Below are 25,768 nucleotides of genomic sequence, written 5' to 3' on the forward strand. Positions count from 1 at the left end.
GGACCATTGTGCGTCTGGAAAGACGCACGGCGCTGTAGAGGTGGAAATCATGGCACATGAAACGTCGCAGCCCGGCCTCTGGGCGCGGGCGCAACGAACATCGGTCGAGCAACTGCACATACGGCTGGAATCCTTCATCGTCCTGATCGTGCTCAGCGCCGTCATGGCCATCCTGTCACCGTTCTTCCTGTCGCTCAGCAATTTCTTGAACATTCTGCTTGCCACCTCGACGATCGGCGTGCTGGCGATCGCTGCGACCTATGTCATCGGGTCCGGCGGACTGGACCTGTCACTCGGCTCGGTGATGGGACTTTCCGGCGTGGCGGGCGCCTATGTCGCCGTCAATCTCGGCGCGCCGTCGCCCGTGGGGCTTGCCGCCTGTATCCTGGCCGGGGCGGCCGCGGGCTGCGTCAACGGCCAATTGATCACACGCGCCTTTGTCCCGGCCTTCATCGTGACGCTCGGCATGCTGGGGCTTGCGCGCGGGCTTGCGCTGGTCATTTCCGACGGCCGGGTGATCTATGGCCTGCCAGCGGTGATGGTCTATGTCGGGCAGGGGCGGCCGCTTGGCATTCCGATGCCGGTGATCATCTTCGTCATCACCGCGATCGTCGCCCATTGTGTGCTCGCCTATTCGAAGTTCGGCTGCCACACCATGGCGCTCGGGGACTCCGAAAGTGCCGCGCGCGCCGCCGGCATCCGCGTCGAGCGCCACAGGCGCATCCTCTACACGCTCTCCGGCGCGCTCGCGGGGCTCGCAGGCATGCTGTTCATGGCGCGCATCAACTCCGGCGATCCGACGGCGGGCCTCAATTACGAACTGACGGCGATCACCGCGGCTATCATTGGCGGCACCAATCTCTTCGGCGGCCGCGGTTCCATTCTCGGCACCATGATCGGCGCGCTGATCATGGGCGTGCTGCAGAACGGGCTCAACCTGCTCGCGGTGCAATCCTACTATCAGCAGATGGCGATCGGCGCGGTGCTGATCCTCGCGGTCTTCATCGATCAATATCAGGTGCGCAAGGAGAGCCGCGTATGACCCTTCTCACCCTCTCCGGCATCCGCAAGAGCTTTGGCGCGGTCGACGTGCTGCATGGCGTCGATCTTTCCGTCGACAAGGGCGAGGTCGTCGGCCTCGTTGGCGACAACGGCGCCGGCAAGTCGACGCTGATGAAGACGATCACCGGCATCTACCGGGCCGACGCCGGCTCGATCGAGTTCGACGGCAAGGACGTGCTGCCGCTCGACCCCGGCGCGCGGCGCGAACTCGGCATCGAGATGATCTATCAGGACCTGTCGCTGGCAAAACAGCAGGACGTGGCGAGCAACATTTTCCTCGGCCGCGAGCCGACACGAAAGCTGTTGGGGCTGTTTCCCGGCTTCATCGACAAGGCCCGGATGGACCGCGAGGCGGCAAGCATGATCGCGCGGCTCGGCGCCCACCTGCCGTCTATAAACCGTTCCGTCGGCTCCTTTTCTGGCGGCCAGCAGCAGACCGTGGCGATTGCCCGGGCGCTCACCTTCAATCCGAAGCTCGTCATCATGGACGAGCCGACGGCAGCTTTGGCCGTGCGGGAGGTGCAAAGCGTGCTCGATCTTATCCGCCGGCTGAAATCGGAAGGCATTGCCGTGATCCTGATCTCCCACCGCCTGAACGACGTGCTTGCGGTCACCGACCGAATCGTCGTCCTGCGTCACGGGCGGGCCGACGCAAATCTCGCCACCGCCAGAACCAACATGAGCGAGGTCGTCAGCCGCATCGTCGGTGGCGGCGACCTTTCGGCTGCGGCCATGCACGAACAACGGGGCTGACTTCATGAACATCTTCGGATTGCACACTTTCGCGATCGCGCCGGTCTGGGATCTCGCACGTATCGAGCCGCAAATGGACCGGCTCAAGGAGCTCGGCATCGGGCTTCTCGAAATTCCGCTGCTGAGGCCGCGGGAAATCGACACCCGGCGGACGCGTGCCTTTGCCGGCCATTATGGCGTCGAACTCATACCGTCGCTCGGGCTGCCCCGGGCGCTCGATATCGTCGCACACCCGCAGGACGGGCTCGACTTCCTGGAGCCCGCCTTCCGGGTCTGCGAGGAAGTGGGCAGCTTTGGCCTTGCCGGCGTCACCTATGGCTCGATCGGCAAGACCACGGGCCGTGCGGCGACGACCAGGGAGATCGATGGCATGTGCCGGTTTCTCGAACGGGCGGCGAAGGCGGCGAGGTCGCACGGCCTGAAACTCGGCATCGAGCCCTGCAACCGTTACGAGACTCACCTCATCAACCGCGGCATTGACGCCGCGCGGATCATCGAGCGGATCGGTGCCGACAATATCTTCATTCATCTCGACACCTATCACATGCATATCGAGGAGGAGAGTTTTGCCGCCGGCTTCGAGGCGGCGGCGCCCCATCTCGGCTATGTGCATGTCTCCGAAGCCAATCGCGGCGTGCCGGGACGCGGCATGCTGAACTGGCAGGCCTGCATGAAGGCGATCGCCGACATCGGCTACGAAGGCCCGATAACGCTCGAGAGCATGAACCATGTCGACCAGGACATCGCGGGAGGGCTGGCAACATGGCGACCGGTTGCCGAAGACCCGCGCGACGTCATCGAGGTCGGCTTGCCGTTCCTGCGCGAGGCGGCCCGGGCGGCCGGCCTGCAACTGGGCTGAAGGCACAAATAGGCCGACGCTCGGCGGCGCTATGCCGCCGCTTGCGTCTGTGCGCTGCCCGCCGCATCCTCGAACGATGAACGGCCGACGGTCCTGAGAATCGTCGGGTTTCAAAGATTTTTCAGCACTGCCGCTCCCGGGCACGACTTCAAAAAGACGATTGCTACGTTACCTACTATAGCGTCCAGTAGCGTTGCCCGACGGGAAGACGAACTATGAGTGCCGGTCCTTGGAGCGAGTGTGTTGTTGTGAGGTCTGGCGACGGCACGTTGGTGTTTGTGTCCACCACAAGCGAGGCTCTCGCAATGCTGCAGGAGGCTTGGCCGCGACGGAAAGGACCCGCCTATCACGCTGCTGTTAGCGCATGCGAGGAGGTGCTGAGCGGCCATCTGGCGCCTTATGTCGCCCGGATCGCATTTCTGGATGCCTCCAGGGAGGCGGGCATCGCCGTTGCACCGTAGCCGCCGGATCAGCGAAGCCGATTTTCGCGCTTCGGTGTATCGGAAAAATTTGAAAATGTTCGGCATTTCCTGCATCTTTCCTCCTCTCAGACCAAATCCGTCAGGCAGAATGGATGAGTCCGGGGCATAGACTCAGCTGCGACGGCTCGAATGGTTTCGTTTCTCCCGCAACAGGTGGAGGCCCACATGCGCGCCGATGAAATCATGACGATAAACGTGGCCACGATCAGTACGGGAAGCAGCGTGCGTCACGCGATCGAAACCATGGTAGCGAAGGGGCTGAGTGGTCTGCCTGTCATTGATGACGATGGCGCGGTGGCGGGCATGCTGACGGAAGGCGATCTCTTGCGAAGGATCGAGCTCGGAACCGGGCGAGGTAGCGCGACGGCCGAGAGCGCCCTGGTCGATCTCGACCGCTACATCCGAAGCAACAGTTGGCGCATCAGCGATCTGATGTCGACCGAGGTCTTCACGGTTGGCCGCGACGCGCCGATCGGCGCCGTTGCCGAACTGATGTTCAAGAACAAAATAAAGCGCGTGCCGGTCGTGGAAAATGGTGCGCTGGTCGGCATCATCAGCCGCGTCGACCTGTTGCGCGCGATCGTCGACGTTCGGGGTGAGGGCACGGTCAGGGGAGACGAGGCGCTCGCCGTAGCGATCCGCGCGCGCCTACGCTCCGAACTCGGCCTCGACCCGGAAAAAATCAAGGTCTCCGTGGAAGCCTGCCAAGCCGTGCTTGAAGGCAAGGTGAAGAGCGAGCTGGAGCGTCGTGCCATCAAGGTGCTGATGGAGAATATCAACGGCGTCGAGAGCTATGTCGACAGGCTGGTCGTGGAACAGGAGATTTAGCCGCCCACGTTCTTGATCTTGGAGACTGGCGCCGTGCGCGGTTGGGGCGCCCGCCGCGAAAGCAAGATTCTTGTCGTGATGCAACTGAAGGCCAACCCCGAGGCGGCGTTCCAATGTGCTCTCAGCACGGGCACGACAGTCGCGCGATGGCGCAGAGGGTGCATCCGCGGAATTGACAAAAGCGGTTGCAGCTGGCAATTCCCGCTTACCACCTATGGTTCTCGTTGCGAGGACCGATTATCAAGGACGCCGCCCCTTGTTTATCGCACATTTGCCCGCCGGATATCTGCTGACGCGCCAGATGGCGAGGAAGCGCGAAACGGCTTGGCGCGGACTGCTCGCGGTCGGTCTGCTTTGCTCCGTCCTGCCGGACTTCGATCTCATCTATTTTTATGTAGTCGATCATCGGCGAACACTGCACCACGACTACTGGACCCACACCCCGCTATTCTGGATTGCGGCCGCGGCGGTCATCGGTCTGGTACTTCTGGTTTCCGGCAAGCGCGAACGGCTGATATTCGTATGGGCCGGCCTCCTCAACATCCTGCTGCATCTCGCAATGGATTCTGTGGCCGCGGATATCAGATGGTTTTATCCGCTGTCGGAGGCGCGGCTGAACCTCGTCCACATCCCCGCCCGCTATAGCCCCTGGTTTCTAAATTTCCTTCTGCATTGGACATTTGCCGTCGAGCTCATGATCCTCATTGCCGCGGTGGTCGTGCTCCTCAAGAGCCGCAGGAAGCGAGGTTTTGCGACGGGCCCGACAACGACAAGTTGACGGACGGGAATAAGCTGGTGCATCCTGCCGGCCATCAAGACATGCCTGTATAGCATTCCGGGTCGCGTGGACCCCGCAAACAGATCAACTGCATGCGCATTGCGTACGTAGCGTCCGACATGGCGCGACGCTGCAGACTTCGACTCATAGCGTTCATTCACAATCAGCCGCTGTATTCGGGGAATCTGTTCGGAGGGCACTGTGAAGAGAAGCACGAAATTTCGCGTGGCCGCCTTCGCAGCCATGCTCGCCACAACTGTTGCCCTTGCGGCCGAGGCAGCCGATCTGGTGATCGCCATGCCCAACTGGCCGTCTGGACAGGCAACGGCCAACATCCTCAAATTGAGCATCGCCAAGAAGTTCGGTCTCGATGCGGAAGTGCGCGAACTCGGAACGATCAACGCCTTCGTCGGGCTCGACAAAGGCGAGGTCGACATCCAGCCAGAAGTCTGGCGGCCGAATTTCGAGGATCTCATCAAGAAATACGTGACCGACAAGGGTGCCGTCGTCTTGAGCGGGCGCGCCGTGCCGGCCTGGCAGGGTCTTTGCGCGACGCCTGAAGCCGTCGCTGCCGGCCTCAAGACGATCGCCGATCTCAGCGACCCGGCGAAGACCGCCGTGCTAGACACCGACGGAGATGGGCGCGGCGAAGTTTGGATCGGCGCGCCGACGTGGCTTTCGACGGGGATCGAGCGGGTGAGGGCGAACAGCTACGGCTATGCCGCGAACGTGACGCTCGTCGAGACGGAGGAGGAGGTGGCGATGGCGGCGGTCGATGCGGCGGTCGCGACCGCGCGGCCGATGGTTTTCTATTGTTACGCGCCGCACCACGTCTTCGAGCTGCACAAGCTCACGCGCATCGAGGAGCCGGTGCATGACCCGGCGAAATGGAAGATCGTACCGGCGGACGATCCGCTGTGGATCACAAAGTCGAGCGCGGCCACCGCTTGGGGCACCGCGCATTTCCACATCGCCTATGCCGCCGCCTTCGGCAAAAAGCACCCCGATATCGCGAAGTTCCTGGAACAGGTGGACTTCTCTCCGGAAGAAGTGACGGCGATGAGCTACGCGGTGGAGGTGGAGCGTCAGACGCCTCCGGACTACGCGAAGGAATGGGTCGACGGCAACGCGGCGCGCATAGACGGGTGGGCAAAGCCATGACGACGATCCGGGACGGCCTTGGGACCCAGGTAAAAGGTGGCCGAAGGATGCGGAAAATCGGCTTGATCGCGCTTGCCGCGGGCCTCTGCCTCGGGCCGCTGGCGGCGCTCGCCGCGACGCAGATCTACGATGCCCGCACGAAGAAATGGGTCGACTACGACAAGCGCAAGGCACGGCAGTATTTTGCGCGCAACAAACAGGTGCCGGAGGCCTTCCGCCGCCAGGTCGTACCGTTTCGCACGGCCGAGCCGCCGGGCACGATCATCATCGACGGCAACCAGCATTTTCTCTATTTGGTCCAGCCCGGCGGCCAGGCGATCCGCTATGGCATCGGCGTCGGGCGCGAGGGCTTCGGCTGGGCCGGCATCGTTCGCATCGGCCGCACGGCCGAGTGGCCAACCTGGACGCCGCCGCCCGAGATGGTGGCGCGCGACCCGAATGCGGCGAAGTGGGCAGCCGGCATGCCGGGTGGGCCGGACAATCCGCTCGGCGCGAGGGCGCTCTATCTCTACGAGGGAGAGAACGACACGATCTATCGCATCCACGGCACGGTGGAACCCTGGACGATCGGTCTCGACGTTTCCTCCGGCTGCATCCGGATGAACAATGACGACATCATCGATCTGCATTCTCGCGTGAAAATCGGCGCGAAGGTCATCGTGCTGATGCAGGGGGCGGCGCTCTACAAGGGTGTGTGAATGGGGGCGTTTGAAAATCGCCAGCGAAAGCGACATTCGGAGGTGAGGCTTTGTCGACGACCAGGTTGAACGCATATTCGATCGCGCGCGGCGCATTTGTTGCCGCCGGCGTCTCGCTTCTTGGCGGATGCCAGTCATCGGCGCCTGAGCCGCAGAACATGGCCCGCACAAGCCTGCAAACTGCGCCCGCCGATCTGCAGCTTATCTGCGCCAATGCGGTTGTCGCCCAAGCCAGCGGCGCCAGGGTTCTCCCAACGAGTTCGCGCCAGCTCGATGCGACGACCTACGCCGTCGATGTCGATGCCGGCGGGCGCAAGTTCAACTGCGTCGTCGACAGCAGCGGCAGCGTCAAATCGGTGCAGCCCGCCTAAGACCTATCCCGGGAAATCCGGTAGCGGTTTTCATCCGCCATTCCGTCGCGTCAAAATCAGTGCGTTCGGCTGTTTCAACGAATCTGCCGAACAACTTGCGGCGCGACCGCGCCATCACGTTCCGCTTTTCATCTCCGCCATAGAGTGGCGCATCGGAAATCTGAATGGCTCTGCTGAAGAGGCGACCAGATTAAAGCGGTCCGATCTTGTTTGAGTTTCCGTGAATATATCATTGTGCACCGCAGAATACTATTGTGCGACGCAAATCTTACCTTCCTAAACCAAGGTATTCCGAAATATTATTCTGCATTTCTCTTCCTCTGGAGACCAATTCGTGTTCTGATGTGTTGGTTGGCGGGAGGAAGCGTAATGACTACGATTCTGCAGCACTTCGCGCTCTTCGATTTCTTCATTCTGGCTGGAATCTGCTTCCTGCTGATCTGCAGCTACTGGGACGAAGGGGAGGTCTGAGCGGCACAGTCGAACTAAAAGGCCTTGCAGACCGGGTGCGTCCGGCCTTCTTTACTATTGTTCTGCTGAAATCGGTTTTGCAGCCGACACATGCAACCAGCGGGTCGGCTCTCCGTCGTAGCCGCCGCCGTCAGCTTCGCCAATCTCGATATTCGCCCAACCGTTTGTGAACTGTCGCATCAACCAGTCCCGCGAGGGATAGTTGTAATAGCGCCCGAAGCGATCGTGGCCTTCGGCGTTTCCTGCCTTGAAGCTGGCATGGAGTATTCCGCCGCCTCTCAGCGCGCGCAGGATGCGCGTGAGGACGCCGGATAGATCGGATCGCGGCACATGCAGGAGGCAGGCTTCCGCCCAGACCGCGTCGAAGACGTCGTGCCATCCGATCTGGTCAAACCGGACGACCTCGACCGGCCGCCCGAGTAGCCGCTCCGCCTCCGCCGCAAGTTCCGGCGAGCCGTCGGTTGGCGTCACATCGAAACCCCTGGCAAGCATATAGGCGCTGTCCTGTCCGCCGCCGCAGCCGAGTTCGAGAATCCTGGCGCCGGGTTCAAGTCTGGCGAGGAACCGGTCGAGGCGTGCCGCCGGCGCCTTGCGCTGCCGATTTGCATAGGTTGCTGCGTTGTCGCGGTAGAAGGCATTCGTCTCGTCGCTGAGCGGCGGCATCTCATTTCCTTCATCGAACGTCATGGTGCCTATAAGGCGCGCCGTCAGTTCGGACAAGCGCCGAGGGGAGACGCGCGGGTGACGGAATCTAGCGCGTGCCTAGCAGCGTATTGAACGCTTTCAGATCGACGTTTCCGCCGCTCAAGAGAATGCCTGCTCTTGCGCCCGGGCAGGGCAGCACACCGTGCATTATGGCTGCAGCGGCCAGGCAGCCGGTCGGCTCCACGATGATCTTCATGCGTTCGGCGAAGAATCGCATGGTTTCGACCAGTTGGGCGTCGGTAACGGTTATGATCTCGTCGACCGTGCGTTTCAGGATGGCGAAGTTGCGCTCGCCGATATGGGTGACGATCGCGCCGTCGGCGATGGATTTCGGCGGCGGGATATGCACGACCTCGCCCTTCCTTAGCGATTGCTGGCCGTCATTGCCCGCCTCCGGCTCGACGCCGACGATCCTGCAGACGGGTGAGAGCGCGCGGGCGCTGAGCGCGCTGCCAGCGAGCAGACCGCCTCCGCCGAGCGGCACGACGAGCAGATCAAGTTCTCCGACGTCCTCGATCAGTTCCAGCGCGGCCGTGCCCTGTCCCGCAATCACGTCCGGATGATCAAAGGGCGGGATCAGCGTTGCGCCTCGCTCGGCGGCGAGACGTTGGCTGATTTCCTCGCGATCCTCGGTGTACCGGTCATAGAAATGGATCTCCGCGCCATAGGCCTTCGTCGCCGCGATCTTTATCTCCGGCGCGTCCGTCGGCATGACGATCGTTGCCGGAACGCCTTGAAGTCTTGCCGCATAGGCCAGCGCTTGGGCGTGGTTGCCGGAGGAGAAGGCAACAACACCGTTTCTCCGGGACGATTGGTCGAGTGCCGCGACCGCATTGTAGGCACCGCGAAACTTGAACGCACCGGCGCGCTGCAAATTCTCCGCCTTGAAGAACAGAGACGCCGCAGCGATTCCGTCAGCCGTCCGCGATGTCAAAACGGGGGTGCGATGCGCGGCACCGGAAATGCGCTGCCGCGCCGCTTGAACGTCCTCGAATGATGGAATCTTAAGTGAAGTGGACGCTGATGACATGCCGTTCACGCAACCTCCCGACGCGGTTCCCACGGATAGAGGGAGCATAGCGCGCGACATCCGCGCGCGCTACACAGCGCGCCTATATCTCACGTTACGTCATGCAAGTAACCATGCGGCAGAAACTGGTTTCGTAAGTCGGGAACCACGAAAAAAGAACTGATTTAGGTCAATAACGTTGACATAAATTAGCGGACGTGATCCTGTCGCTGGACAATCGACAAAGAAACGCGGGACATCGGAAAGCCGCTTCATCTTCCGCGGTCCCGTTCCCACGACCTCGAGGAAACCGCCCATGCTGCATTGGGACCATATCTTTGCGACGCGTTCGAGCCGGATGCGCGCCTCCGAAATCCGTGAGCTTCTGAAACTGCTCGATCGTCCCGATATCATCTCCTTCGCCGGCGGCATTCCCGATCCCGAACTCTTCCCCGACGCGGAATTCAAGGCGGCCTATGCCGAGATCTTCGGCGGCCCGGCCGTCAGCGCGGCGCTGCAATACTCGGTAAGCGAAGGTTACCGGCCGCTGCGCGAGTGGCTGGCCAAGCAGATGGCGGCCCTCGGCATTCCGGCAACTGTCGACAACATCTTCATCACCTCCGGCTCGCAGCAGGCGCTCGATTATCTCGGCAAGCTGTTCCTGTCGCCGAAGGATACCGCGCTCGTCACCTGGCCGACCTATCTCGGTGCTCTGCAGGCCTTCAATGCCTATGAGCCGAACTACGACCAGCTGAACCCCGGCGGCAATCGCACGCCGGAGGCCTACCGCCAGCAGGCGGCTGAGGCCGGTGGCCGGGTGAAGTTCGCCTATCTCTCCGCCGATTTCGCCAACCCGACCGGCGAGACGGTGGACCGCGCCGGCCGCGAGCGCGTGCTCGACCTCGCGGAGGAACTCGACGTTGCCGTGATCGAAGACGCGGCCTATCAGTCGCTGCGCTATGACGGCGAGGCGATCCCGCCGATCCTGGCGCTGGAAATCGCACGCAAGGGCGACATCAACAGCGCCCGGACGATTTATTGCGGCAGCTTCTCGAAGACGCTGGCGCCCGGGCTTCGCGTCGGCTGGGTCTGCGCCTCCGAAGCGGTGATCCGCAAGCTGGTGCTGATGAAGCAGGCAGCGGACCTGCATTCCTCGACCATCAACCAGATGGCAATCTGCACTGTCGCCGAACGCGGCTTCGACGAGCAGGTGGCGAAGATCCATAGGGTCTACAAGCATCGCCGCAGCGCCATGCTGGCCGCACTCGGAAAATACATGCCGGCAGGGGTGACCTGGACCAAGCCGGAAGGTGGCATGTTCGTCTGGGTGACGCTGCCGAAGGGCACGGACGGTGCCGAGCTGCTGGCGAAGTCGATCCAGACGGCGAAGGTCGCCTTCGTCCCCGGCCGTGCCTTCTTCGCCGATGGTTCCGGCGAGAACACGCTGCGCCTGAGCTTCTCCTGCGCCAACGACAAGATGATCGAAGAGGGCATCCGCCGGCTCGGCGACCTGATCCGCGGCGAGGTGGCCGAGGCTGCCTGAGTCGCAAGGAACGACCTGAGCATTTTTCGAGAGGGCCTGGCGGAAACGTCGGGCCTTTCTGCTTATCGGCCTGCTTATCGGCGGAACTGTCCAGCGCTCGGTCGTGACAGGGCCCGTGGCCTCATTCTCAGTTGCGAGCAATGGTGATTGGCGGCAAACTTATGGGCAGCCCACGCTTCTCGCCTGACGAGAGAGTGGGCTGTCATCGTTTCCGATTCATGCGCGTTGTGCAGTAACCGAAAGGGGAGGACTGCCATGACCGATCGAAGCGAACTTGAAAGCATCGTGCAGGCGATCTACCAGGCGCGGGCCGACAACGACCTCGACGCGTTGATGGCCTATGTACATCCCGACTGCAGCTTCCGTATCGCCGGAAGCGCTGGGCTCGGCCCGATGTGCCGGAAGATCGAAGGCGGCGACGCCGTGCGCCTCAATTTCAAGGAATTGATAGACGTCTGGGATCTCTCTAGGGTGGAAACGCTCGCCCTTCATATCGATGGCGAGACGGTTATCGCTCATCGCGCCGGCGAGATCCGTTTCGTTCCGGGCGATGCCCGCTTCGAAACCGAGTTCATCGACAAAATCACCTTCAGGGACGGGCTGATGGTCGAGATCACGGAGTTCGTCGATACGCTGCAACTGTTGGAGGTGACCAAGCCTCTGGACACCACCCTGCGGCCTGAGGGCATCGCGGTGTCAGGACAAGCGGGCGCGTAGCACGGCTACGGCGGTTTCAATCCGCGCCGAATCGGCGAACCTGGTCCGTGCGGCGGCCCGCTCTCGAAAACAAATGTTCTTGACGCCTGGAATGACGCCCGCGATCCGCGGGCGTCCCCACAGGTAACGGTGGCTCTCCATTTTCCCTTCCTTGACGGCATAAACCTGAGCGCCGCTGACAGAGAATTGCGCTTCCACGCCGGGCCGGACAGGTCATCTCGGACCGCTGAGTTTCTTGCGTTTTCGGCGCGCCGACCCTTCGTTTTTGAGGGGGCGTGTTTGTCGGTTCCATCAATCCGTGGTTGCGACGCGGAGGTGTGCCACGGAGGGGCGTCTGCACGGCAATGGTCCGGTTCCTCTGAGTCGCCTCAGAGCCGCAAACGTGCGGGCAAGCGCGCAAACTTCAGAAAGAATTGAAGAAAGCCCCATATTGCCGCCTCATTTTCGGTCAGGATCACCTCCGCGACGACGTGCTGCATTGCGGCGCAAGATGCTGCGTCGCATCAAAATCACCGTTTGCCTCCAGATCTGTTCGTGCCATGAATGACTGGGGCGCCTGAGAGAAATGCAACCAGTGGTATGAGTATGCAAGCGGCCCCAGGAACCTTTCGCCCGGACATCGAAGGACTGCGCGCCTTGGCGGTCTCCGGCGTCGTCGCCTTTCACTTCGGCATGACCGGCCTGCCCGGCGGCTTCGTAGGCGTCGATATCTTCTTCGTCATATCCGGATACCTGATCACCCGGCATCTGCAGCAGGAGATTGCCAGGAGCGGCACGGTCAATCTCTGGCGCTTTTACGGTCGGCGCGCCCGCCGCCTGCTGCCGGCCTCATTGTTCGTCATCCTGTTGACGCTGCTTTTCGGCTACTTCATTCTCTCGCCGTCCGAGCAGCAGTTCTATTCGAAAGGATCGCTGTTTGCTTCGTCCTATATGATCAATCTGTGGCTCATCCGCTGGACGGTTGATTATTTTGCGTCGGACGCGTCGAATAACCCCTTCATCCATTACTGGTCTCTGTCGGTCGAGGAGCAGTTCTATCTCGTCTGGCCCGCGCTCCTCCTGGTCCTTGCGCGGCTTCGTCCCGGCAAGCGCGGTCTGTTCCTGCTGCTCGCCGGCGTGGCCGCGGTTTCCTTTGCTGTTAGCTGGCGGGTAACTGCAATTGCTCAGCCCTGGGCTTTCTATTTCTCGCCGCTGAGAGCCTGGGAATTCGCCGCCGGTGGCCTGGCTTCGATGGCGGTCCCGCAGGAGTGGGCAAGGCGGTTCCGCTTTTCGCCAGCGCTCGGCTGGTTGGGGCTCGCCTTGATCGCGGCGGCCTATCTGACCGTCACGGAAGAGATTCCTTTTCCGGGCTCGATTGCCCTCGCGCCGGTGCTGGGCACGGTGATGGTGCTTCTCAGCGGCGCGCATGAAAGCCGCATCGGACCGAGGTCCGTTCTCGCCCTTCAGCCGTTCCAGGAGATCGGAAAGCTCTCCTATTCCCTCTATCTCTGGCACTGGCCGGTCATCGTCTATGCGGGAATCCTTGAGCCGGACCTGACCATCGCCCAGCGGCTCCTGTGCCTGGCGCTCACGCTCGTCCTCTCGCTTTTGAGCTACCATTTCATCGAAAATCCGGTGCGCCACAGCGGCTGGCTGGCGGCCAAGACGAGCCGGTCGCTGGGACTCGCTGCGCTGCTCACGGCGACGGGAGCGACGGTTGCCTACGGAAGCGCAGCTTTGGCGAGCTTCAACCTCGACTCCGAGCAACAACAGGTCCTCAAAAGCGCCGAGCGGAAATCGGCTGCGCGGGAATTCGATTCGGCCTGCGTGCTCGAAAGGGACGAGATTGCGCCAAAGGCCTGTGAATTCGGCGCCAAGAATCCGAAGAAGACCATCGTTCTCTTCGGCGATTCCCATGCCGACCACTGGTCGACGCCGCTCAAGCGAATTGCCGAAAACAACGGCTGGCGGCTCGTCACCTATCTGAAGTCGTCATGCCCAGCGGCAAGTGTCACGACCTGGAACTCGGTGTTGGCACGGAACTACAGCGAGTGCGACCAGTGGAGGAAGCTGGTGTTCGGCGAGATCGCCTCGCTGAAGCCGGATGTCGTGATCCTTTCGCAATATTCCTCCAGCTACGTCAAAAACGACATCAATTACATATCGAGCTACCAAATCGACGTCGGCGAATGGGCGAAGGGCATCAAGCGCACGGTCCAGACATTGAAAGACACCGGCAGCGATGTCGTCGTGCTTCGGGACGGGCCGTTGCACAAGTCCTATCTGGACAAATGCGTTGCGCGCGCCCTGTGGCAGGACGAGAGCCCCAGCGTTTGCGACACACCGCGCAGCGAGGCCGTGGAGGAGACGATTCCGGCGGCGGAACGAAAGGTCGTTTCGGAAGCGGGGCATGCGTCCTATGTCGACGTCATCGATCTCTTCTGCAACAAAACCACTTGCCCCGCCGTGATCGACGGGAAATTGACGTTCCGCGATCGTCATCACATCGCCGCGCCCTATGCGGAATCTCTTGCGGCTCGCCTTCGACGCGCGATCTTCGGCGAAACTGTCGACGGCGGGGTCAGGACGGAGTAGGGCTACGGCCGCTCTATTGAGGAGGGTACCGAGCGGGACCGGACCGCATTGTCGGCTGCACGCTGGTATCGTGCGCGTTGTTTAAAGTCCCGGCTTGGCGCCTTCTTCCTCGCTGATCCGGCCATCGACGAGATGGATGCGCCGATGCATGCGGGCGGCCATGTCGAGGTCGTGCGTGACGGCGACGACCGTCTTGCCGCGCTCGTTGACGAGCGCTTCCAAGATTGTAAACACCTGTTCCGAACTCTTGCTGTCGAGGCTGCCGGTCGGCTCGTCGGCGAGGATGAGCGGCGGATCGTTGGCGAGCGCTCTGGCGACCGCGACCCGCTGGCGCTGGCCGCCGGAAAGCTGGTCGGGTCGCTTGTGGAGGTGATCCTCCAACCCGAGCGAGGAGAGCAGTGCTGTCGCCCGCTCGCGCATCTCGGCGCGGGTGAGGTGGGCGAGCTTGCGCATCGGAATCTCGACATTTTCGCGCGCAGTGAACTCGGGCAGCAGGAAGTGGAACTGGAACACGAAGCCGATATTGCTAAGGCGCGTCACGGCGCGCTCCTTCTCGCTCAGCGGTTCAGCATCACGGCCGCGAATTTTGATCGTTCCCGCGGTTGGCCGGTCGAGCAGACCCAGGAGATAGAGGAGCGACGACTTTCCCGATCCGGAGGGGCCGGTCACGGCGACGAACTCTCGCTCGCCGATACTAAGCGTGACATCCCTCACCAGCGTGACTGGCACGGCCTCGTGGAGAATACGCGTGAGGTCCGTCGCCTCGATCAGGCTCGTCATGTCGCGCCCCGTATGATGTCGACCGGATTGAGATGGGCCGCGCGCCGGGCCGGCAGGTAGCCGGCGACCGCCGCAGAGCCTAGCGCGGAGGCTGTCGCGATCAGGTAGTGGAGCATGCTCCAGGCGATCGGCAGCCGCGTCATTTCCTGGCCGGTTGCGGCAATTTCGAAGTGCACGAGGGAAAGCGCATAGGTGATGGAAAATCCGAGCGCCCAGCCGAAGAGCGAACCCGCGCCGCCGATTGCGAGCCCTTCGAGAACGAAGAGGCGCTGCATGTCGGCCTCCGAGAAGCCGAGCGATTTCATGATCGCGATGTCGCGCGCCTTCTCGTGGGTGATGGTCGAGATGATGTTGAAGATGCCGAAGCCGGCGACCAGCATGATGGCCGCCACGACCGTATACATGATGATGTTGCGCACCACGAGCGCCTCCAGGATGGATTCGTTCGCTTCCTGCCAGGCAACCGCCTTGTAGCCGAGTTCCGCCTCGACGCGCCGTGCAATCGCGGGCGCGGCATTCGGATCGTCGAGCTTGACGCTGATCCGGTTGATCGCGTTCGGCCGGTTAGAAAGGATCTGCGCATTCTTCTGCAACACATAGGCCTCGCCTTCGTCGCGCGCGGTGGTCCCGGTGTGAAACAGCCCGACGATCTTGAAGTTGCGGGTAAGACCCTCGGACGATACCGCGGTGATGGTATCGCCAAGCCCGGCGCCAAGTCTCGAAGCCATGGTATCGCCGATCACGACATTGTTGCCGCCGGCGGTGAGCGCGGCGAAGCTCCCTTCGCGGAAATCCTCGACGATTGGCGAGACGCTTGCTTCCCGTTCCGGATCGATGCCGATCACCACGGCGCCCACCTCGCGGCCGGAATAGCGGATGACGCCCTCGGCGTGGAGCGTTGCGGCGAACCGTCCCGGTATCCATTCCTCGAGCCACGCTTGCGCCGCCGTCGGGTTGATGATGCCGCGGCGGTCGTCGCGCGGCCGCAAGCCCGATATGGCGGCGACCTCGAAGACGTCTTCCGCCGGCTGCCGGCGCGCCGAGCGCTGTTCGTCGCTGACCTCGACATGCGGCATGGTGTCGACGAGCTGGCGGACGAAATCGTCCTGGCCGCCCTGCATCAGCGCCGCCATCGCGATGGAGAAGCCGACGCCGACCGCCACGCCGACTATCGCGACGGCGGTCTGGCGTCCGCGACCGGCGATGTGCGTCCATGCGATATCGAGGATAAGATGCATGATGGCCTCAGTTCCCGCTGCCTCCCGCAATGGTCACGCGCGTGCCCTCGGCAAGCTCGGCGGGGAAGGGGGAGATGACCTGTGCCGTTTCCTCAAGTCCCGAAAGTACCTCGACGCCGCCCGTGCCGCGTATGCCGGTTTCGATCTCGCGCAAGCGCACGTCACCTCCCTCGACCACGGCGACACGCTTGCCGCTGATGGCGCCCGAGGGAAGGATCAACGTGTCCGGCGACTGGCGCACGATCACGTTGACATCGGTGGACATGCCGATCCTGAGCGGCGTGTCGTCGGGCAGGCGGAAGCGGACGCGGTAGGTCTTCGTCACCGGATCGCCCTTCGGCGTGATGATGTCGACGACCGCCTCCAACTCACGCCCGGGAAACGCGTCGGACCGCAGCAGCGCCCGCTGGCCCACCTCGACGCGCGGAATGTCCTCCTCGTTCACTTCGGCCGTGACGATCAGGGGCTTCGGTTCGCCGACCCAGAAGAGCACGGTCCCGAGCTCCGCGACCTCGCCGATCTCACCATCCTGGCGCAGCACCTGGCCGGCGCTCGGCGCGCGCAGCACGTAATTCGCGAGCCGCGCCTGCTGGGCGGCCACCAGCGCTTCCAATTGCGCCACTTCGGTACGGGCCCTGTCGACCTCCTGGACGCTGGCCGTGTTGCGTGCCGAAAGCGCGAGCTTGCGGCGATACTCCTCCTGCGCCAGCGACAGCCGCGCCTGGAGTTCACCGCGCGTGGCGCGCGCCTCAGTGTCGTCGAGGCGTGCGAGCACATGGTCCTTTTCCACGCGCTCCCCCTCGCAATTGCACTGTTCGACGATCCGCTCGCGCACGGTAGGGGTAACCTTGGCCCAGATGCGAGGTTCCACGACGCCGCTCGCATAGACGATTTCGGCCGCATCGCCACGCTTGGGCTTGACCACGGTCACGGGTGCCGGACGGGAGATGTACCAATAAGCCGCCGCACCCACCGCCGCGGCCATTGCAATACCGATTGCGTAACGCTTCAACCGCACGAATCTCTCCACGAACCCGAATGCCTTGCGCCTTGCCGATCTAAACGCGCAAACGGCGCAGAAGACTTTGATCTGGAGCATTCCACTTTAACGCAGACGCACTCTAGCAATAGACCGACCGTCGGTCTATTATCAAGTCATACTTCCACTGCGGGTTTCGCGCGGCCCGATATCGCTAACGCTCCCATTCCAGGACGACCGATGGCTCGAATTAAAAAATCGCCGGATGTTCGAACGAATGAGCTGATCGATTGCGCGCAGCGTCTCTTTTTCGAACACGGATACGAGAATACGACTGTCAATGACGTCATCCGGGAGGTGGGCCTGTCCAAGGGTGCCTTCTACCACTACTTCGCGTCGAAAGAGGCGCTGCTGGAGGCGGTGGCGGCGCGAATGGCCCGCCAGAGCCTGGACGAAATGCGGCCGCTTCTCGAAGATCCATCGCTCGACGCCGTTGGCCGCCTGAACGCGCTTTTTGCCAGCTCCCGGCGCATGAAGGTGGACATGGCCCCGCAATTGAAGAACACCTTCGATGCGCTGTTCAAGCCGGAAAACATCGTGCTTTACCACCGCATCGACGAGGCGTTGACCGCCGTCACCCTGCCGTTCATGACCGAAATCCTGCGGCGTGGCCAAGAGGAGGGAAGCCTCGATGCGCCCGATCCCGAAGCGATGGCGCTGATGCTGCTTAACCTACGACTGGGTGTCGCCAAGGTCATGCACCGCGCCCTGCAGCAGGCGGAAGCCGGCGACGTCGAGAGCGCGGCGGCCATGCTCGATAGCTGGATGCAAAGCTATGGTCTGGCCGTAGAGCGGACCTTGAAGCTCCCCGAAGGATCGATCCAGGTCACGGAACCGGGCTTTGCCCGTGCGTTTCTCGCCGCCTAGGCCTTACATCTGGGACAAGATGCGGGGCGCCGGCGAGCCTGTCCATTCGAAGGTTATCGTGCGGCCCTGGCGGATGTTCTGGATGACGGAGGGGCGGAACACGGCGAGGCATTCGCCCTCGGGGTGGCGGGCCGAGGGATAGATCACGCCGTTGCCTCCCTTGGCGAGGATGGTGCCGGCGAGCGCCTGGCCGGCCGGATAGGCGATCGCCGGATCGGGATCGAGATAGGCCGCACCCCTTTCGCCACGCACGTCATGGAAGCGGCAGAGGAAACCGGCGATCAGTTCCCGATAATGGCCGAGGTCGTTGAAATTTCCGGCGTCGCGGAGCGCCCGCGTACGGTGGAAGATGATTTCCGCCTGGCAGGTCTCGCTTGCGAGCGCCCCGAAGGCGCAATACCAGGCGCCGCGCTCCTCGCCATTGAAGCGGTTGCCCGGCGGGCGGGCATGGCAGAACGCGGCGTTGATGAGCGACCAGCCATAGCCGAAGGATTCGTTGAGCAGTTCGGCGGGGCTGACGCCCGACGGCAGCGCGACGGGACTCAGCCGTGCCGAGGTCTGCGCCTCCAGCCGGTTGAGGATTTCAATCTCATCCTCGTTGTCGCAAAGCGGAGTGACCGCCGGTTCGTCGATATAGGCGGTGGATATCAGCCGGACGGTGGCGGGATCGGTGAAGTCGATTTCGGGGATCATAGCCCACCGCGCAGGCCGTCGACATAGCGGCGGACGCGGAGCATCTGAGGGATGCCGCCCTCGATCATCGTGGCGACCGGCGTCTTGCCGTTGAAAACCGGGCCGGTGTTGGCCGATTTCGGCCAATCATAGGTGAGGGGGCCGTTGAAGAAGAGGCGCAGTCCCTTGAAGATGCCGACGATCAGGCTCGCGCGCGTGCGCTTGTCCTGGTCGAGCTTGCCCCGGAAGTCGCCGGCCTTCATGCGGTTCCAGGTGGCGATCGGCACGTCGAAGAGCTCGGCCGACTCCTTGTTGGTCAGCTTCCAGAACTCGCAGGCGCGCACCACCGCCTTGACGATGACGGCTTCTTCCTGTTTCGCCGCGCCCCGATCCGGGACTATTGCGGGCTGCGGGCTGGACATGATCGTCTCCTCTGATTTGCTCATCTATATCATATGATATCAACAGAGCATTTCAAGGGGCGGCGAGTTCATCGCCAAGTCGGTTGTGGCGCCCCAACTGACTTGACGGGTGGTGTACGTTGTCGGTCGCCATCGTCACCCGGACTGACCGCATCCCGGTCGGCCGTGCTTGGCAGCCGCACATGCATCGCCGCGCCTGCTCGGGGCGTGAGCAAGAACGCAATCCTAAATCTGGTGCCGTTCCGGGTTCAAACCTGATAAGTTTCATCTCTCGGAAGGAGAGGTTTTTCGATGAAGCGTCGCCTCACCACGATCCTTTCGGCCGACGTGGCCGGTTACAGTCGCCTCATGGGAACGAACGAGGCTGAAACGCTCGCGGCGCTGACGGCGCACCGGGCGGAGCTGGTGGACGCCATGGTCGCGGACCATCAGGGGCGCATCGTCAAGCTGATCGGCGACGGCATGCTGGTCGAGTTCGAGAGCGTGGTGAGCGCCGTCGATTGCGCGGCCAAGATCCAGCAGGGGATGCGTGCGCGCAATTCGGCCGTGCCGGTGGACCGGCGGATCGAGTTTCGCATCGGCGTCAACATCGGTGATGTGATCGTCGAGAACGACGACATCTTCGGCGACGGCGTCAACATCGCGGCTCGGATCGAGAATTTCGCGAAACCAGGTGGTGTGGCGGTGTCGGCCGCGGTGCGCGAGCATGTCGGCAACCGGCTCGATCTGATTTTCGAGGATGCCGGCGAACAGCTCCTGAAGAACATCGAGCGGCCGGTCCGGGTGTACAACGTCGTTCTTGATGCTCCGCAAGCGGCAAGCGACCGGTCTGATCGGGTGCCGGCCGTGGCGCAAAAGCCGTCCATCGCCGTCCTGCCGTTCAACAATATGAGCGATGATCCCGCACAGGAGTATTTTTCAGACGGTATCACCGAGGATATCATCACGGATCTCTCGAAAATCTCCGGCCTTTCCGTCGTCGCCCGGCACACGGTCTTCGCCTACAAGGGCACGCGGGTTACCGCGCAGCGCGTGGCGGCCGAACTCGGCGTCAGCTTCCTGCTGGAAGGAAGCGTGCGCAAGGCGGGCCAGCGCGTCCGCATCACCGGGCAATTGATCGATGGCAGCGACGGACGGCACGTCTGGGCCGAACGTTATGATCGGGACCTCACGGACATTTTTGACATCCAGGACGAGATCACGCAGGCAATCGTCACGCAACTGAAGATCAGGCTGCTACCCAAAGAAAGGAAGGCGATCGAACAGCCTGTCACGGCGAGTGTCGAGGCCTATAACTACTGCCTCAAGGGGCGAGAGCTCTTCTATACGATGACGAAGGCATCCCTGCAGCATGCCCGGCGGATGTTCACTTACGCGGCGGAACTCGATCCGCGTTTTGCGCGTGCCTACGCCGGTATCGCGGACTGCGATTCCTTCCTGTGCGGATTCCACGGTGAGCATGTTCCGCCGGAATCGCTTCTTGAGACCTGCGCCAAGGCGCTGGAGCTCGATCCCGATCTGCCGGAGGTGCACGCATCGCACGGCTACGCGCTCTCGACGATCGGACGCCATGAGGAAGCGGTAGCTGCTTTCGAGCGCGCGCTTGCGCTCGATCCGAATTCCCACGAGGCTCACTACTTCTATGCACGCCACTGTTTTGTCCGGCGCAATTTTGAAGAGTCCGTCGCGCACTTCGAGCGCGCCGCCGAAATCCGACCCGACGACTACCGCTCTCCGATCCTTGCAGGAAACGCGCTCGATCACCTCGGGCAGCTCGACAAGAAGGAAAGGCTAAGCAGGATCGGCCTCGAGCGCGTCGAGCGGAGCTTGGTGCAGCATCCGGAAAGCTCGGACGCCGCCCAACTCGGCGCGTGCGCATGCGCGGTGATGGGCGATCGCGATCGTGCGCTGGAATTGGTCGCGCGGGTCAAGACGATCGATCCGGAGGATACGCACGCACGCTACAATATCGCCTGCGTCTATGCGCTGCTTGGAGAACAGGACCAGGCCATCGATTTGCTGGAACAGTCTCTGCCGTTCGTTTCTCCGGAACTTCGCGCCTGGTTCCGCAACGATACCGATCTCGAGTCCATCCGCTCCCATCCGCGCTACGCGCAGCTTCTGAAAATGGCGGAGTAGGACGCCCTTTAAACATGCGGCCCGAGCAACGACAGGTCGGCCTCGCCGAGGCGATCCTTGGCTGTCCATAGCTGGTGCCAATAGGGGTAGATGACCGGCGGCAGGCTGACGGCGTCGAGCAGCTCGCGCTCCTCCTCGGTAAGCTTGAGGCTGGCGGCGGCGAGATTGTCGCGGAACTGTTCCTCCTTGCGCCCGCCGATGATGACGGAGGTCACACCCTTGCGGCCGATAAGCCAGGCGAGCGCCACCTGCGCGGGCGAGACGCCGCGCTCGGCGGCGATCGCCACCAGCATGTCGACGATCTTCCAAAGCCGCTCCTCGTCGCGGATCGGCGGCTCGTTCCAGCCGGCGAGCTGGCGCGTGCCTTCCGGCGTCTGGCCGCGCCGGTGCTTGCCGGAAAGCAGTCCGCCGGCGAGCGGGCTCCAGACGAGCACGCCGAGGCCCTGGTCGATCGCGATCGGGATCAACTCGTATTCGGCCTCGCGCGCTTCGAGCGTGTAGTGGATCTGCTGGCTGACGAAGCGCTGGCGATGCTCGTGGGCGCTGACGCCGAGCGCCTTCATGATGTGCCAGCCGGAATAGTTGGAGCAGCCGATGTAGCGCACCTTACCCTGGTTGACGAGCGTGTCCAGCGCGGCAATCGTCTCTTCGAGCGGCGTCTGGCCGTCCCATTGGTGCACCTGGTAGAGGTCGATGACATCCGTCTTCAGCCGCTTCAGGCTCGCCTCGCATTCGCTGATCAGGTGATGGCGCGAGAGGCCGCCGTCGTTCGGGCCGGGGCCCATGGAAAAGCGCGCCTTGGTGGCAATCAGCACGCCGTTCTTGCGCTTGCCGCCGAGGACTTCGCCGATGATCTCCTCCGATGCCCCGGCGGAATAGATATTGGCGGTGTCGATCAGGTTGACGCCGGCATCGAGGCAGAGGTCGACATAGCGGCGGGCTTCGTCGAGGCCGACATTGCCGACCTGGGCGAACTTCCCTTCGCCGCCGATGGTCATGGTGCCCATGGTGATCGTCGAGACTTTCAGGCCCGAGCGGCCGAGCAGACGGTATTCCATTTCCCGATCCTTCCGTGGTTTTCGACAGCGTCCTGTGCATTCCGTCGCATGATGTCACACAGCGCGCGACGTCAAAGGAAGCGCGCGGGAATCGCGTCATGGTAGGGAAACAGGGGGAAGTAAGGTCGCGCCTCCGCGAGCGTGCGCTGAAAAGAGGGGCGCTCGAGCAGCCGCTCGAAATAGGCGGCGAGATTGGGATGCGTGCCGTCGAAAGGCACGACGATGCCGGCATAGAAGAGGGCGGGGGCGGCGGCGCAATCGGCAATCGTGAAGCTCTCGCCGATCACGAAAGTCCTGTCGGCCACCTGCCGCTCAAGCATGTCATAGGCGACAGGCAGTGCCGCACGTGCATCGAGGACGCCGCGCCGGTCATTTTCACCCATCGCCCGCAGCTTGTCCGTGACGATCTTCTGCATCGGCACCTGGACATAGAGATCGAAGAAGCGATCCCAGAGCCGCGCTTCGAGGGCCTGCGCGGCGTCGAGCGGAATAAGCGGCCTCCTGCCGGGGTAGTGCCGCTCAAGATATTCGATGATGATCGAGGTTTCCGGCACCGTCTGGTGTCGGGCGTCGTCATGCAGAACCGGAATCTTGCCGACCGGCCAGAGATCGAGGAAGTGGGCGTGCTCGTCCGCATCAGCTAGGTCGACCAGCCGGCTTTCGAAGGGTGTTCCGGACTCATAGAGCGCGATCAGCACCTTGTGGCAGAAGGAGGCGAGCGGATGGAGATAGAGGGTAAGCGCCATGTCGAAATCCCTTGTCTTCGGGCCGATGCCGTCGCGCCATGACTATAGGGCGCAATCGCGGTGGGAAAAAGGGGAGCCGGAGGGTTCCAGCCGCGGCGCGTCTCGCCGTGAGCAACTAGGGCTTCGGCTGCTTTTATCCGCGGCTTCCCCTTGCTCCGTCATCCTCGGGCTTTGACCCGAGGATCCAGAATCCAGCCGCCACTTCGGGCTCGCGACGTGTTGTCGGCTGCCTGTGCTTGGATCCTCGAGTCATGCCCGAGGATGACGGTGGAGTACGAAGATGAAGAGAGAACCGACGCCGTCATGGCCCCGAAGACGATCCCGTGAACGCGGCAACGAAGCGGTCGAGGCTCTGGCGGACGTAGTCCTGCACCGGCATGCGCGGGTCAAAACTCCACCAGAGAAGGGCGCCCTGCCATTGCGAGGCCATCATCAGGCCGATGCCGGCGGGGGCGGCCGGCACGCCGGCGAAGCGCGCATCGATCGCGTCAGACAGCACGCCACGCCAGTGCGCGCCACGGGCGCGGAGCGCCGGATCGCGCAGATCCTCGCGCAGGATCATGAGATCGTCAGCATAGGATTCGATGCCGCCATAATCGCCGGAAAGGCCGACCAAGAGCGCCACCGCGCCTTCAGGCGTCTTCGGTGTGCTCTCGGCCAGCTCAAGTGTCAGGCGGTCGAGCCGGTCCCAGGCCTGCGAGAGCGCCGCCTGGATGAGGCGGGTCTTGCTTTCGAAACGCTGCACCAGCGTCGAGGCGGAAAGGCCGCAGCCGGCAGAGAGCGCTGCGAAGGTCAACGCGTCCGGCCCTTGCCTGCGCATGATCGCGAGCGCCATGTCGAGCACGTCTTCGTCGGGCAAGGTTTTGGGGCGAGGCATTTTGGGACCTTTATTTATAACCGAATAAGCGTTTATATATAGAGCTCACGCCAAATGCCAGATCAATTTCGATGGGAGGAAGCGATGTCGCTTACGGGAAAAGTGGCGCTTGTGGCCGGCGGAACGCGCGGCGCCGGGCGCGGAATCGCGGTTGAACTCGGGGCAGCGGGTGCGACCGTCTATGTCACCGGGCGGACGACGCGCACGGAGCAATCGGAGTACCAACGGCCCGAGACGATCGAGGAGACGGCGGAGCGAGTGACAGCGGCAGGCGGCGTCGGGATCGCAGTCCAGGTCGACCATCTGCAGGCGGAGCAGGTGAGGGCGCTCGTCGACCGCATCCGCCAGGAACGGGGCCGGCTCGACATCCTCGTCAACGATATCTGGGGCGGCGAGCGGCTGTTCGAGTGGAACAAGCCGGTCTGGGACCACGATCTCGAAAACGGGCTGAGGATACTAAGGCTTGCGATCGACACGCACCTGATCACCGCGCATTACGCGTTGCCGCTGATGATCGAGCGGCCGGGTGGTCTTCTCGTCGAGGTGACGGACGGAACGGCGGAGTACAATGCCGAACACTATCGGCTCTCGCCCTTCTACGATCTCGCCAAGGTCTCGGCGAACAGGATGGCCTGGGCGCATGCGAAGGATCTTGTGGCGCACGGCGCGACGGCGGTTTCGCTGACCCCCGGCTGGCTTCGCTCGGAAATGATGCTGGAGGCTTTCGGCGTCACGGAGGCCAACTGGCGCGACGCGGCTCAGAAGCAGCCGCACTTCGTCATCTCCGAGACGCCGCAGTTCGTCGGCCGCGCGGTCGCAGCACTCGCTGCCGACCCGGACACGGCCCGGTGGAACGGCAAGTCTCTTTCGAGCGGCGGCCTTGCCAAGGTCTACGGCTTCACCGATATCGACGGCTCCCGGCCGGATTGCTGGCGCTACATGGACGAGGTGATGGATCCCGGCAAACCGGCGGACGCGACGGGATATCGATAAGGCCATCGACGTCTGACCACCACCTTCCGCGCTCCCCTCGACCGGCGTATGATCGCGCCTTCGACATCTGTTTGACGGGAGGGCAGGCACGATGGCGGAAATCGACAAGGTGTTTGCGGGGGCGATACCGGAGCTCTACGATCGACTGTTGGTGCCGCTTATCTTCTCGGATTATGCACGCGATCTTGCCGCGCGCGTGGCCCGGCTGAAACCCCACGACATACTGGAGATCGCGGCCGGAACCGGCGTCGTCACCCGCGCGCTCGCGCCGCAAATGGACGCCAACGCGCGGCTCGTCGCGACCGACCTCAACCAGCCGATGCTTGATCTCGCGGCACAAAAGCAAGGGGACGATCCGCGCATCACCTGGCGACAGGCGGATGCGTTGGCGCTGCCATTCCAAGCCTGGAGCTTCGACGTCGTCTTCTGCCAATTCGGCGTGATGTTCTTCCCGGACAGGGTGCAGGCTTACCGAGAGACCCATCGCGTCCTGAAGCCGGGCGGCTATTTCCTCTTCAATGTCTGGGACGCGATCGAGACGAACGAATTGGCGCACGTGGTGACGGAAGCGCTGGCCGCGCATTTTCCCGCCGACCCGCCGCGATTCCTCGCGAGAACGCCGCATGGCTATGGTGACCCCGCCTTAATCCGCGCCGACCTGGAGGCGGCCGGTTTCCGCAACATCACGCTGGAGACGCTGGAAAAGAAAAACGGCGCGCTTTCGGCCGAGGAGATCGCGACCGGTTTCTGCCAGGGGTCGCCGCTCAGAAACGAAATCGAGGCGCGCGATCCTTCAGGCCTCGGCGGGGCGACGCGGGCGGCAACCGACGCCCTTCACCAGCGCTATGGCGAAGGCGCAATCGACGGGCGCATCAGGGCCCATGTCGTGGCGGCTAGCCGTTAGCGCAGTTTCATGCGGCCGGAGG

At 62.9% G+C, this 25,768-nt stretch carries 26 protein-coding genes; 16 read left to right on the forward strand and 10 right to left on the reverse strand.

Going from position 1 to position 25,768, the window contains the following annotated elements:
* Positions 1–49 precede the first annotated feature (49 nt).
* From GHK62_RS23025 to GHK62_RS23065, 9 genes are all read left to right on the forward strand, one after another.
* On the forward strand, positions 50–1,042 hold the full coding sequence (locus GHK62_RS23025; protein WP_153441375.1) for an ABC transporter permease: 993 nt from the start codon (positions 50–52) through the stop codon (positions 1,040–1,042).
* Positions 1,039–1,815, forward strand: a complete 777-nt coding sequence (locus GHK62_RS23030) for an ATP-binding cassette domain-containing protein (RefSeq protein WP_153441376.1) — start codon at positions 1,039–1,041, stop codon at positions 1,813–1,815. The genes GHK62_RS23025 and GHK62_RS23030 overlap by 4 nt, the downstream gene beginning before the upstream one ends.
* 4 nt (positions 1,816–1,819) lie before the next feature.
* Positions 1,820–2,674: a sugar phosphate isomerase/epimerase family protein gene (locus tag GHK62_RS23035; protein WP_153441377.1), complete on the forward strand. Its 855-nt coding sequence runs from the start codon at positions 1,820–1,822 to the stop codon at positions 2,672–2,674.
* A gap of 215 nt (positions 2,675–2,889) precedes the next feature.
* Positions 2,890–3,135: a DUF982 domain-containing protein gene (locus GHK62_RS23040; RefSeq protein ID WP_153441378.1), complete on the forward strand. Its 246-nt coding sequence runs from the start codon at positions 2,890–2,892 to the stop codon at positions 3,133–3,135.
* Between the two features lie 186 nt (positions 3,136–3,321).
* Entirely contained in the window at positions 3,322–3,984 is a 663-nt protein-coding gene (locus GHK62_RS23045) for a CBS domain-containing protein (protein ID WP_153441379.1), read from the forward strand.
* Positions 3,985–4,240: 256 nt separating this feature from the next.
* On the forward strand, positions 4,241–4,762 hold the full coding sequence (locus GHK62_RS23050; protein WP_153441380.1) for a metal-dependent hydrolase: 522 nt from the start codon (positions 4,241–4,243) through the stop codon (positions 4,760–4,762).
* Between the two features lie 243 nt (positions 4,763–5,005).
* Positions 5,006–5,923 (forward strand): ABC transporter substrate-binding protein, encoded by a 918-nt coding sequence (locus GHK62_RS23055; RefSeq protein WP_153441447.1) that lies wholly within the window; start codon positions 5,006–5,008, stop codon positions 5,921–5,923.
* A gap of 47 nt (positions 5,924–5,970) precedes the next feature.
* Positions 5,971–6,621, forward strand: coding sequence for a L,D-transpeptidase (locus tag GHK62_RS23060; protein WP_153441381.1), 651 nt, complete (start codon positions 5,971–5,973; stop codon positions 6,619–6,621).
* 50 nt (positions 6,622–6,671) lie between these two features.
* Positions 6,672–6,992: a hypothetical protein gene (locus GHK62_RS23065; RefSeq protein WP_380784560.1), complete on the forward strand. Its 321-nt coding sequence runs from the start codon at positions 6,672–6,674 to the stop codon at positions 6,990–6,992.
* Positions 6,993–7,517: 525 nt separating this feature from the next.
* Here the strand turns inward: GHK62_RS23065 and GHK62_RS23070 are convergent.
* Both GHK62_RS23070 and GHK62_RS23075 read right to left on the reverse strand, forming a co-directional pair.
* Positions 7,518–8,126: a class I SAM-dependent methyltransferase gene (locus GHK62_RS23070; protein ID WP_153441382.1), complete on the reverse strand. Its 609-nt coding sequence runs from the start codon at positions 8,124–8,126 to the stop codon at positions 7,518–7,520.
* 88 nt (positions 8,127–8,214) lie between these two features.
* The gene (locus tag GHK62_RS23075; protein WP_153441383.1) at positions 8,215–9,198 is read right to left on the reverse strand and encodes a threo-3-hydroxy-L-aspartate ammonia-lyase; all 984 of its coding nucleotides are present in this window, start codon (positions 9,196–9,198) and stop codon (positions 8,215–8,217) included.
* Positions 9,199–9,493: 295 nt separating this feature from the next.
* Between GHK62_RS23075 and GHK62_RS23080 the strand changes: the two genes are divergently transcribed.
* The 3 genes from GHK62_RS23080 (at position 9,494) to GHK62_RS23090 (ending at position 14,011) form a co-directional block, all read left to right on the forward strand.
* Positions 9,494–10,720 carry an aminotransferase-like domain-containing protein gene (locus GHK62_RS23080; RefSeq protein WP_153441384.1) on the forward strand — a complete coding sequence of 409 codons (1,227 nt, stop codon included), beginning with the start codon at positions 9,494–9,496 and terminating at the stop codon, positions 10,718–10,720.
* A gap of 255 nt (positions 10,721–10,975) precedes the next feature.
* A complete protein-coding gene (locus GHK62_RS23085) occupies positions 10,976–11,437 on the forward strand; it encodes a nuclear transport factor 2 family protein (RefSeq protein WP_153441385.1) in 462 nt (153 codons plus the stop codon).
* Positions 11,438–12,016: 579 nt separating this feature from the next.
* Positions 12,017–14,011 (forward strand): acyltransferase family protein, encoded by a 1,995-nt coding sequence (locus GHK62_RS23090; protein ID WP_153441386.1) that lies wholly within the window; start codon positions 12,017–12,019, stop codon positions 14,009–14,011.
* 81 nt (positions 14,012–14,092) lie between these two features.
* On the opposite strand, the gene GHK62_RS23095 is transcribed toward GHK62_RS23090, so the two are convergent.
* The 3 genes from GHK62_RS23095 to GHK62_RS23105 are packed head-to-tail and all read right to left on the reverse strand — an operon-like array spanning position 14,093 to position 17,014.
* The gene (locus GHK62_RS23095; RefSeq protein WP_153441387.1) at positions 14,093–14,791 is read right to left on the reverse strand and encodes an ABC transporter ATP-binding protein; all 699 of its coding nucleotides are present in this window, start codon (positions 14,789–14,791) and stop codon (positions 14,093–14,095) included.
* Positions 14,788–16,029, reverse strand: coding sequence for an ABC transporter permease (locus GHK62_RS23100; protein ID WP_153441388.1), 1,242 nt, complete (start codon positions 16,027–16,029; stop codon positions 14,788–14,790). Before GHK62_RS23100 ends, GHK62_RS23095 begins: the two co-directional genes overlap by 4 nt.
* 7 nt (positions 16,030–16,036) lie before the next feature.
* Positions 16,037–17,014: an efflux RND transporter periplasmic adaptor subunit gene (locus GHK62_RS23105; protein ID WP_234887021.1), complete on the reverse strand. Its 978-nt coding sequence runs from the start codon at positions 17,012–17,014 to the stop codon at positions 16,037–16,039.
* A gap of 234 nt (positions 17,015–17,248) precedes the next feature.
* Between GHK62_RS23105 and GHK62_RS23110 the strand changes: the two genes are divergently transcribed.
* A complete protein-coding gene (locus GHK62_RS23110) occupies positions 17,249–17,935 on the forward strand; it encodes a TetR/AcrR family transcriptional regulator (RefSeq protein ID WP_153441390.1) in 687 nt (228 codons plus the stop codon).
* A 3-nt stretch (positions 17,936–17,938) separates the two neighbouring features.
* Here GHK62_RS23110 and GHK62_RS23115 read toward each other — a convergent pair whose 3' ends face one another.
* Positions 17,939–18,628, reverse strand: coding sequence for an RES family NAD+ phosphorylase (locus GHK62_RS23115; RefSeq protein WP_153441391.1), 690 nt, complete (start codon positions 18,626–18,628; stop codon positions 17,939–17,941).
* A complete protein-coding gene (locus tag GHK62_RS34460; RefSeq protein ID WP_153441392.1) occupies positions 18,625–19,029 on the reverse strand; it encodes an antitoxin Xre-like helix-turn-helix domain-containing protein in 405 nt (134 codons plus the stop codon). The genes GHK62_RS23115 and GHK62_RS34460 overlap by 4 nt, the downstream gene beginning before the upstream one ends.
* Positions 19,030–19,320: 291 nt before the next feature.
* On the opposite strand from GHK62_RS34460, the gene GHK62_RS23125 reads away from it, so the two are divergent.
* Complete coding sequence (locus GHK62_RS23125) at positions 19,321–21,168, forward strand: adenylate/guanylate cyclase domain-containing protein (RefSeq protein ID WP_153441393.1); 1,848 nt, start codon at positions 19,321–19,323, stop codon at positions 21,166–21,168.
* Between the two features lie 8 nt (positions 21,169–21,176).
* Here GHK62_RS23125 and GHK62_RS23130 read toward each other — a convergent pair whose 3' ends face one another.
* The 3 genes from GHK62_RS23130 to GHK62_RS23140 form a co-directional block, all read right to left on the reverse strand.
* On the reverse strand, positions 21,177–22,226 hold the full coding sequence (locus GHK62_RS23130; RefSeq protein ID WP_153441394.1) for an aldo/keto reductase: 1,050 nt from the start codon (positions 22,224–22,226) through the stop codon (positions 21,177–21,179).
* Positions 22,227–22,297: 71 nt separating this feature from the next.
* The gene (locus GHK62_RS23135; RefSeq protein WP_153441395.1) at positions 22,298–22,972 is read right to left on the reverse strand and encodes a glutathione S-transferase family protein; all 675 of its coding nucleotides are present in this window, start codon (positions 22,970–22,972) and stop codon (positions 22,298–22,300) included.
* Between the two features lie 301 nt (positions 22,973–23,273).
* Positions 23,274–23,849 carry a TetR family transcriptional regulator gene (locus GHK62_RS23140; RefSeq protein WP_153441396.1) on the reverse strand — a complete coding sequence of 192 codons (576 nt, stop codon included), beginning with the start codon at positions 23,847–23,849 and terminating at the stop codon, positions 23,274–23,276.
* An 84-nt stretch (positions 23,850–23,933) separates the two neighbouring features.
* On the opposite strand from GHK62_RS23140, the gene GHK62_RS23145 reads away from it, so the two are divergent.
* Positions 23,934–24,842 (forward strand): SDR family oxidoreductase, encoded by a 909-nt coding sequence (locus GHK62_RS23145; RefSeq protein ID WP_153441397.1) that lies wholly within the window; start codon positions 23,934–23,936, stop codon positions 24,840–24,842.
* Between the two features lie 91 nt (positions 24,843–24,933).
* Positions 24,934–25,746: a class I SAM-dependent methyltransferase gene (locus GHK62_RS23150; RefSeq protein ID WP_153441398.1), complete on the forward strand. Its 813-nt coding sequence runs from the start codon at positions 24,934–24,936 to the stop codon at positions 25,744–25,746.
* Positions 25,747–25,768 lie beyond the last annotated feature (22 nt).

The sequence above is a fragment of the Sinorhizobium terangae genome, from assembly GCF_009601505.1.
Classification (GTDB): Bacteria; Pseudomonadota; Alphaproteobacteria; order Rhizobiales; family Rhizobiaceae; genus Sinorhizobium; species Sinorhizobium terangae.

Coding starts and splice junctions, on each gene's coding strand:
- GHK62_RS23105 (WP_234887021.1), bottom strand. CDS start 17,014: ATGGCCGCGGCGGTGGGTGCGGCGGCTTATTGGTACATCTCCCGTCCG.
- GHK62_RS23090 (WP_153441386.1), top strand. CDS start 12,017: ATGAGTATGCAAGCGGCCCCAGGAACCTTTCGCCCGGACATCGAAGGA.
- GHK62_RS23150 (WP_153441398.1), top strand. CDS start 24,934: ATGGCGGAAATCGACAAGGTGTTTGCGGGGGCGATACCGGAGCTCTAC.
- GHK62_RS34460 (WP_153441392.1), bottom strand. CDS start 19,029: ATGTCCAGCCCGCAGCCCGCAATAGTCCCGGATCGGGGCGCGGCGAAA.
- GHK62_RS23080 (WP_153441384.1), top strand. CDS start 9,494: ATGCTGCATTGGGACCATATCTTTGCGACGCGTTCGAGCCGGATGCGC.
- GHK62_RS23035 (WP_153441377.1), top strand. CDS start 1,820: ATGAACATCTTCGGATTGCACACTTTCGCGATCGCGCCGGTCTGGGAT.
- GHK62_RS23140 (WP_153441396.1), bottom strand. CDS start 23,849: ATGCCTCGCCCCAAAACCTTGCCCGACGAAGACGTGCTCGACATGGCG.
- GHK62_RS23115 (WP_153441391.1), bottom strand. CDS start 18,628: ATGATCCCCGAAATCGACTTCACCGATCCCGCCACCGTCCGGCTGATA.
- GHK62_RS23025 (WP_153441375.1), top strand. CDS start 50: ATGGCACATGAAACGTCGCAGCCCGGCCTCTGGGCGCGGGCGCAACGA.
- GHK62_RS23030 (WP_153441376.1), top strand. CDS start 1,039: ATGACCCTTCTCACCCTCTCCGGCATCCGCAAGAGCTTTGGCGCGGTC.
- GHK62_RS23085 (WP_153441385.1), top strand. CDS start 10,976: ATGACCGATCGAAGCGAACTTGAAAGCATCGTGCAGGCGATCTACCAG.
- GHK62_RS23135 (WP_153441395.1), bottom strand. CDS start 22,972: ATGGCGCTTACCCTCTATCTCCATCCGCTCGCCTCCTTCTGCCACAAG.
- GHK62_RS23110 (WP_153441390.1), top strand. CDS start 17,249: ATGGCTCGAATTAAAAAATCGCCGGATGTTCGAACGAATGAGCTGATC.
- GHK62_RS23040 (WP_153441378.1), top strand. CDS start 2,890: ATGAGTGCCGGTCCTTGGAGCGAGTGTGTTGTTGTGAGGTCTGGCGAC.
- GHK62_RS23055 (WP_153441447.1), top strand. CDS start 5,006: ATGCTCGCCACAACTGTTGCCCTTGCGGCCGAGGCAGCCGATCTGGTG.
- GHK62_RS23125 (WP_153441393.1), top strand. CDS start 19,321: ATGAAGCGTCGCCTCACCACGATCCTTTCGGCCGACGTGGCCGGTTAC.
- GHK62_RS23070 (WP_153441382.1), bottom strand. CDS start 8,126: ATGCCGCCGCTCAGCGACGAGACGAATGCCTTCTACCGCGACAACGCA.
- GHK62_RS23045 (WP_153441379.1), top strand. CDS start 3,322: ATGCGCGCCGATGAAATCATGACGATAAACGTGGCCACGATCAGTACG.
- GHK62_RS23145 (WP_153441397.1), top strand. CDS start 23,934: ATGTCGCTTACGGGAAAAGTGGCGCTTGTGGCCGGCGGAACGCGCGGC.
- GHK62_RS23075 (WP_153441383.1), bottom strand. CDS start 9,198: ATGTCATCAGCGTCCACTTCACTTAAGATTCCATCATTCGAGGACGTT.
- GHK62_RS23060 (WP_153441381.1), top strand. CDS start 5,971: ATGCGGAAAATCGGCTTGATCGCGCTTGCCGCGGGCCTCTGCCTCGGG.
- GHK62_RS23130 (WP_153441394.1), bottom strand. CDS start 22,226: ATGGAATACCGTCTGCTCGGCCGCTCGGGCCTGAAAGTCTCGACGATC.
- GHK62_RS23100 (WP_153441388.1), bottom strand. CDS start 16,029: ATGCATCTTATCCTCGATATCGCATGGACGCACATCGCCGGTCGCGGA.
- GHK62_RS23095 (WP_153441387.1), bottom strand. CDS start 14,791: ATGACGAGCCTGATCGAGGCGACGGACCTCACGCGTATTCTCCACGAG.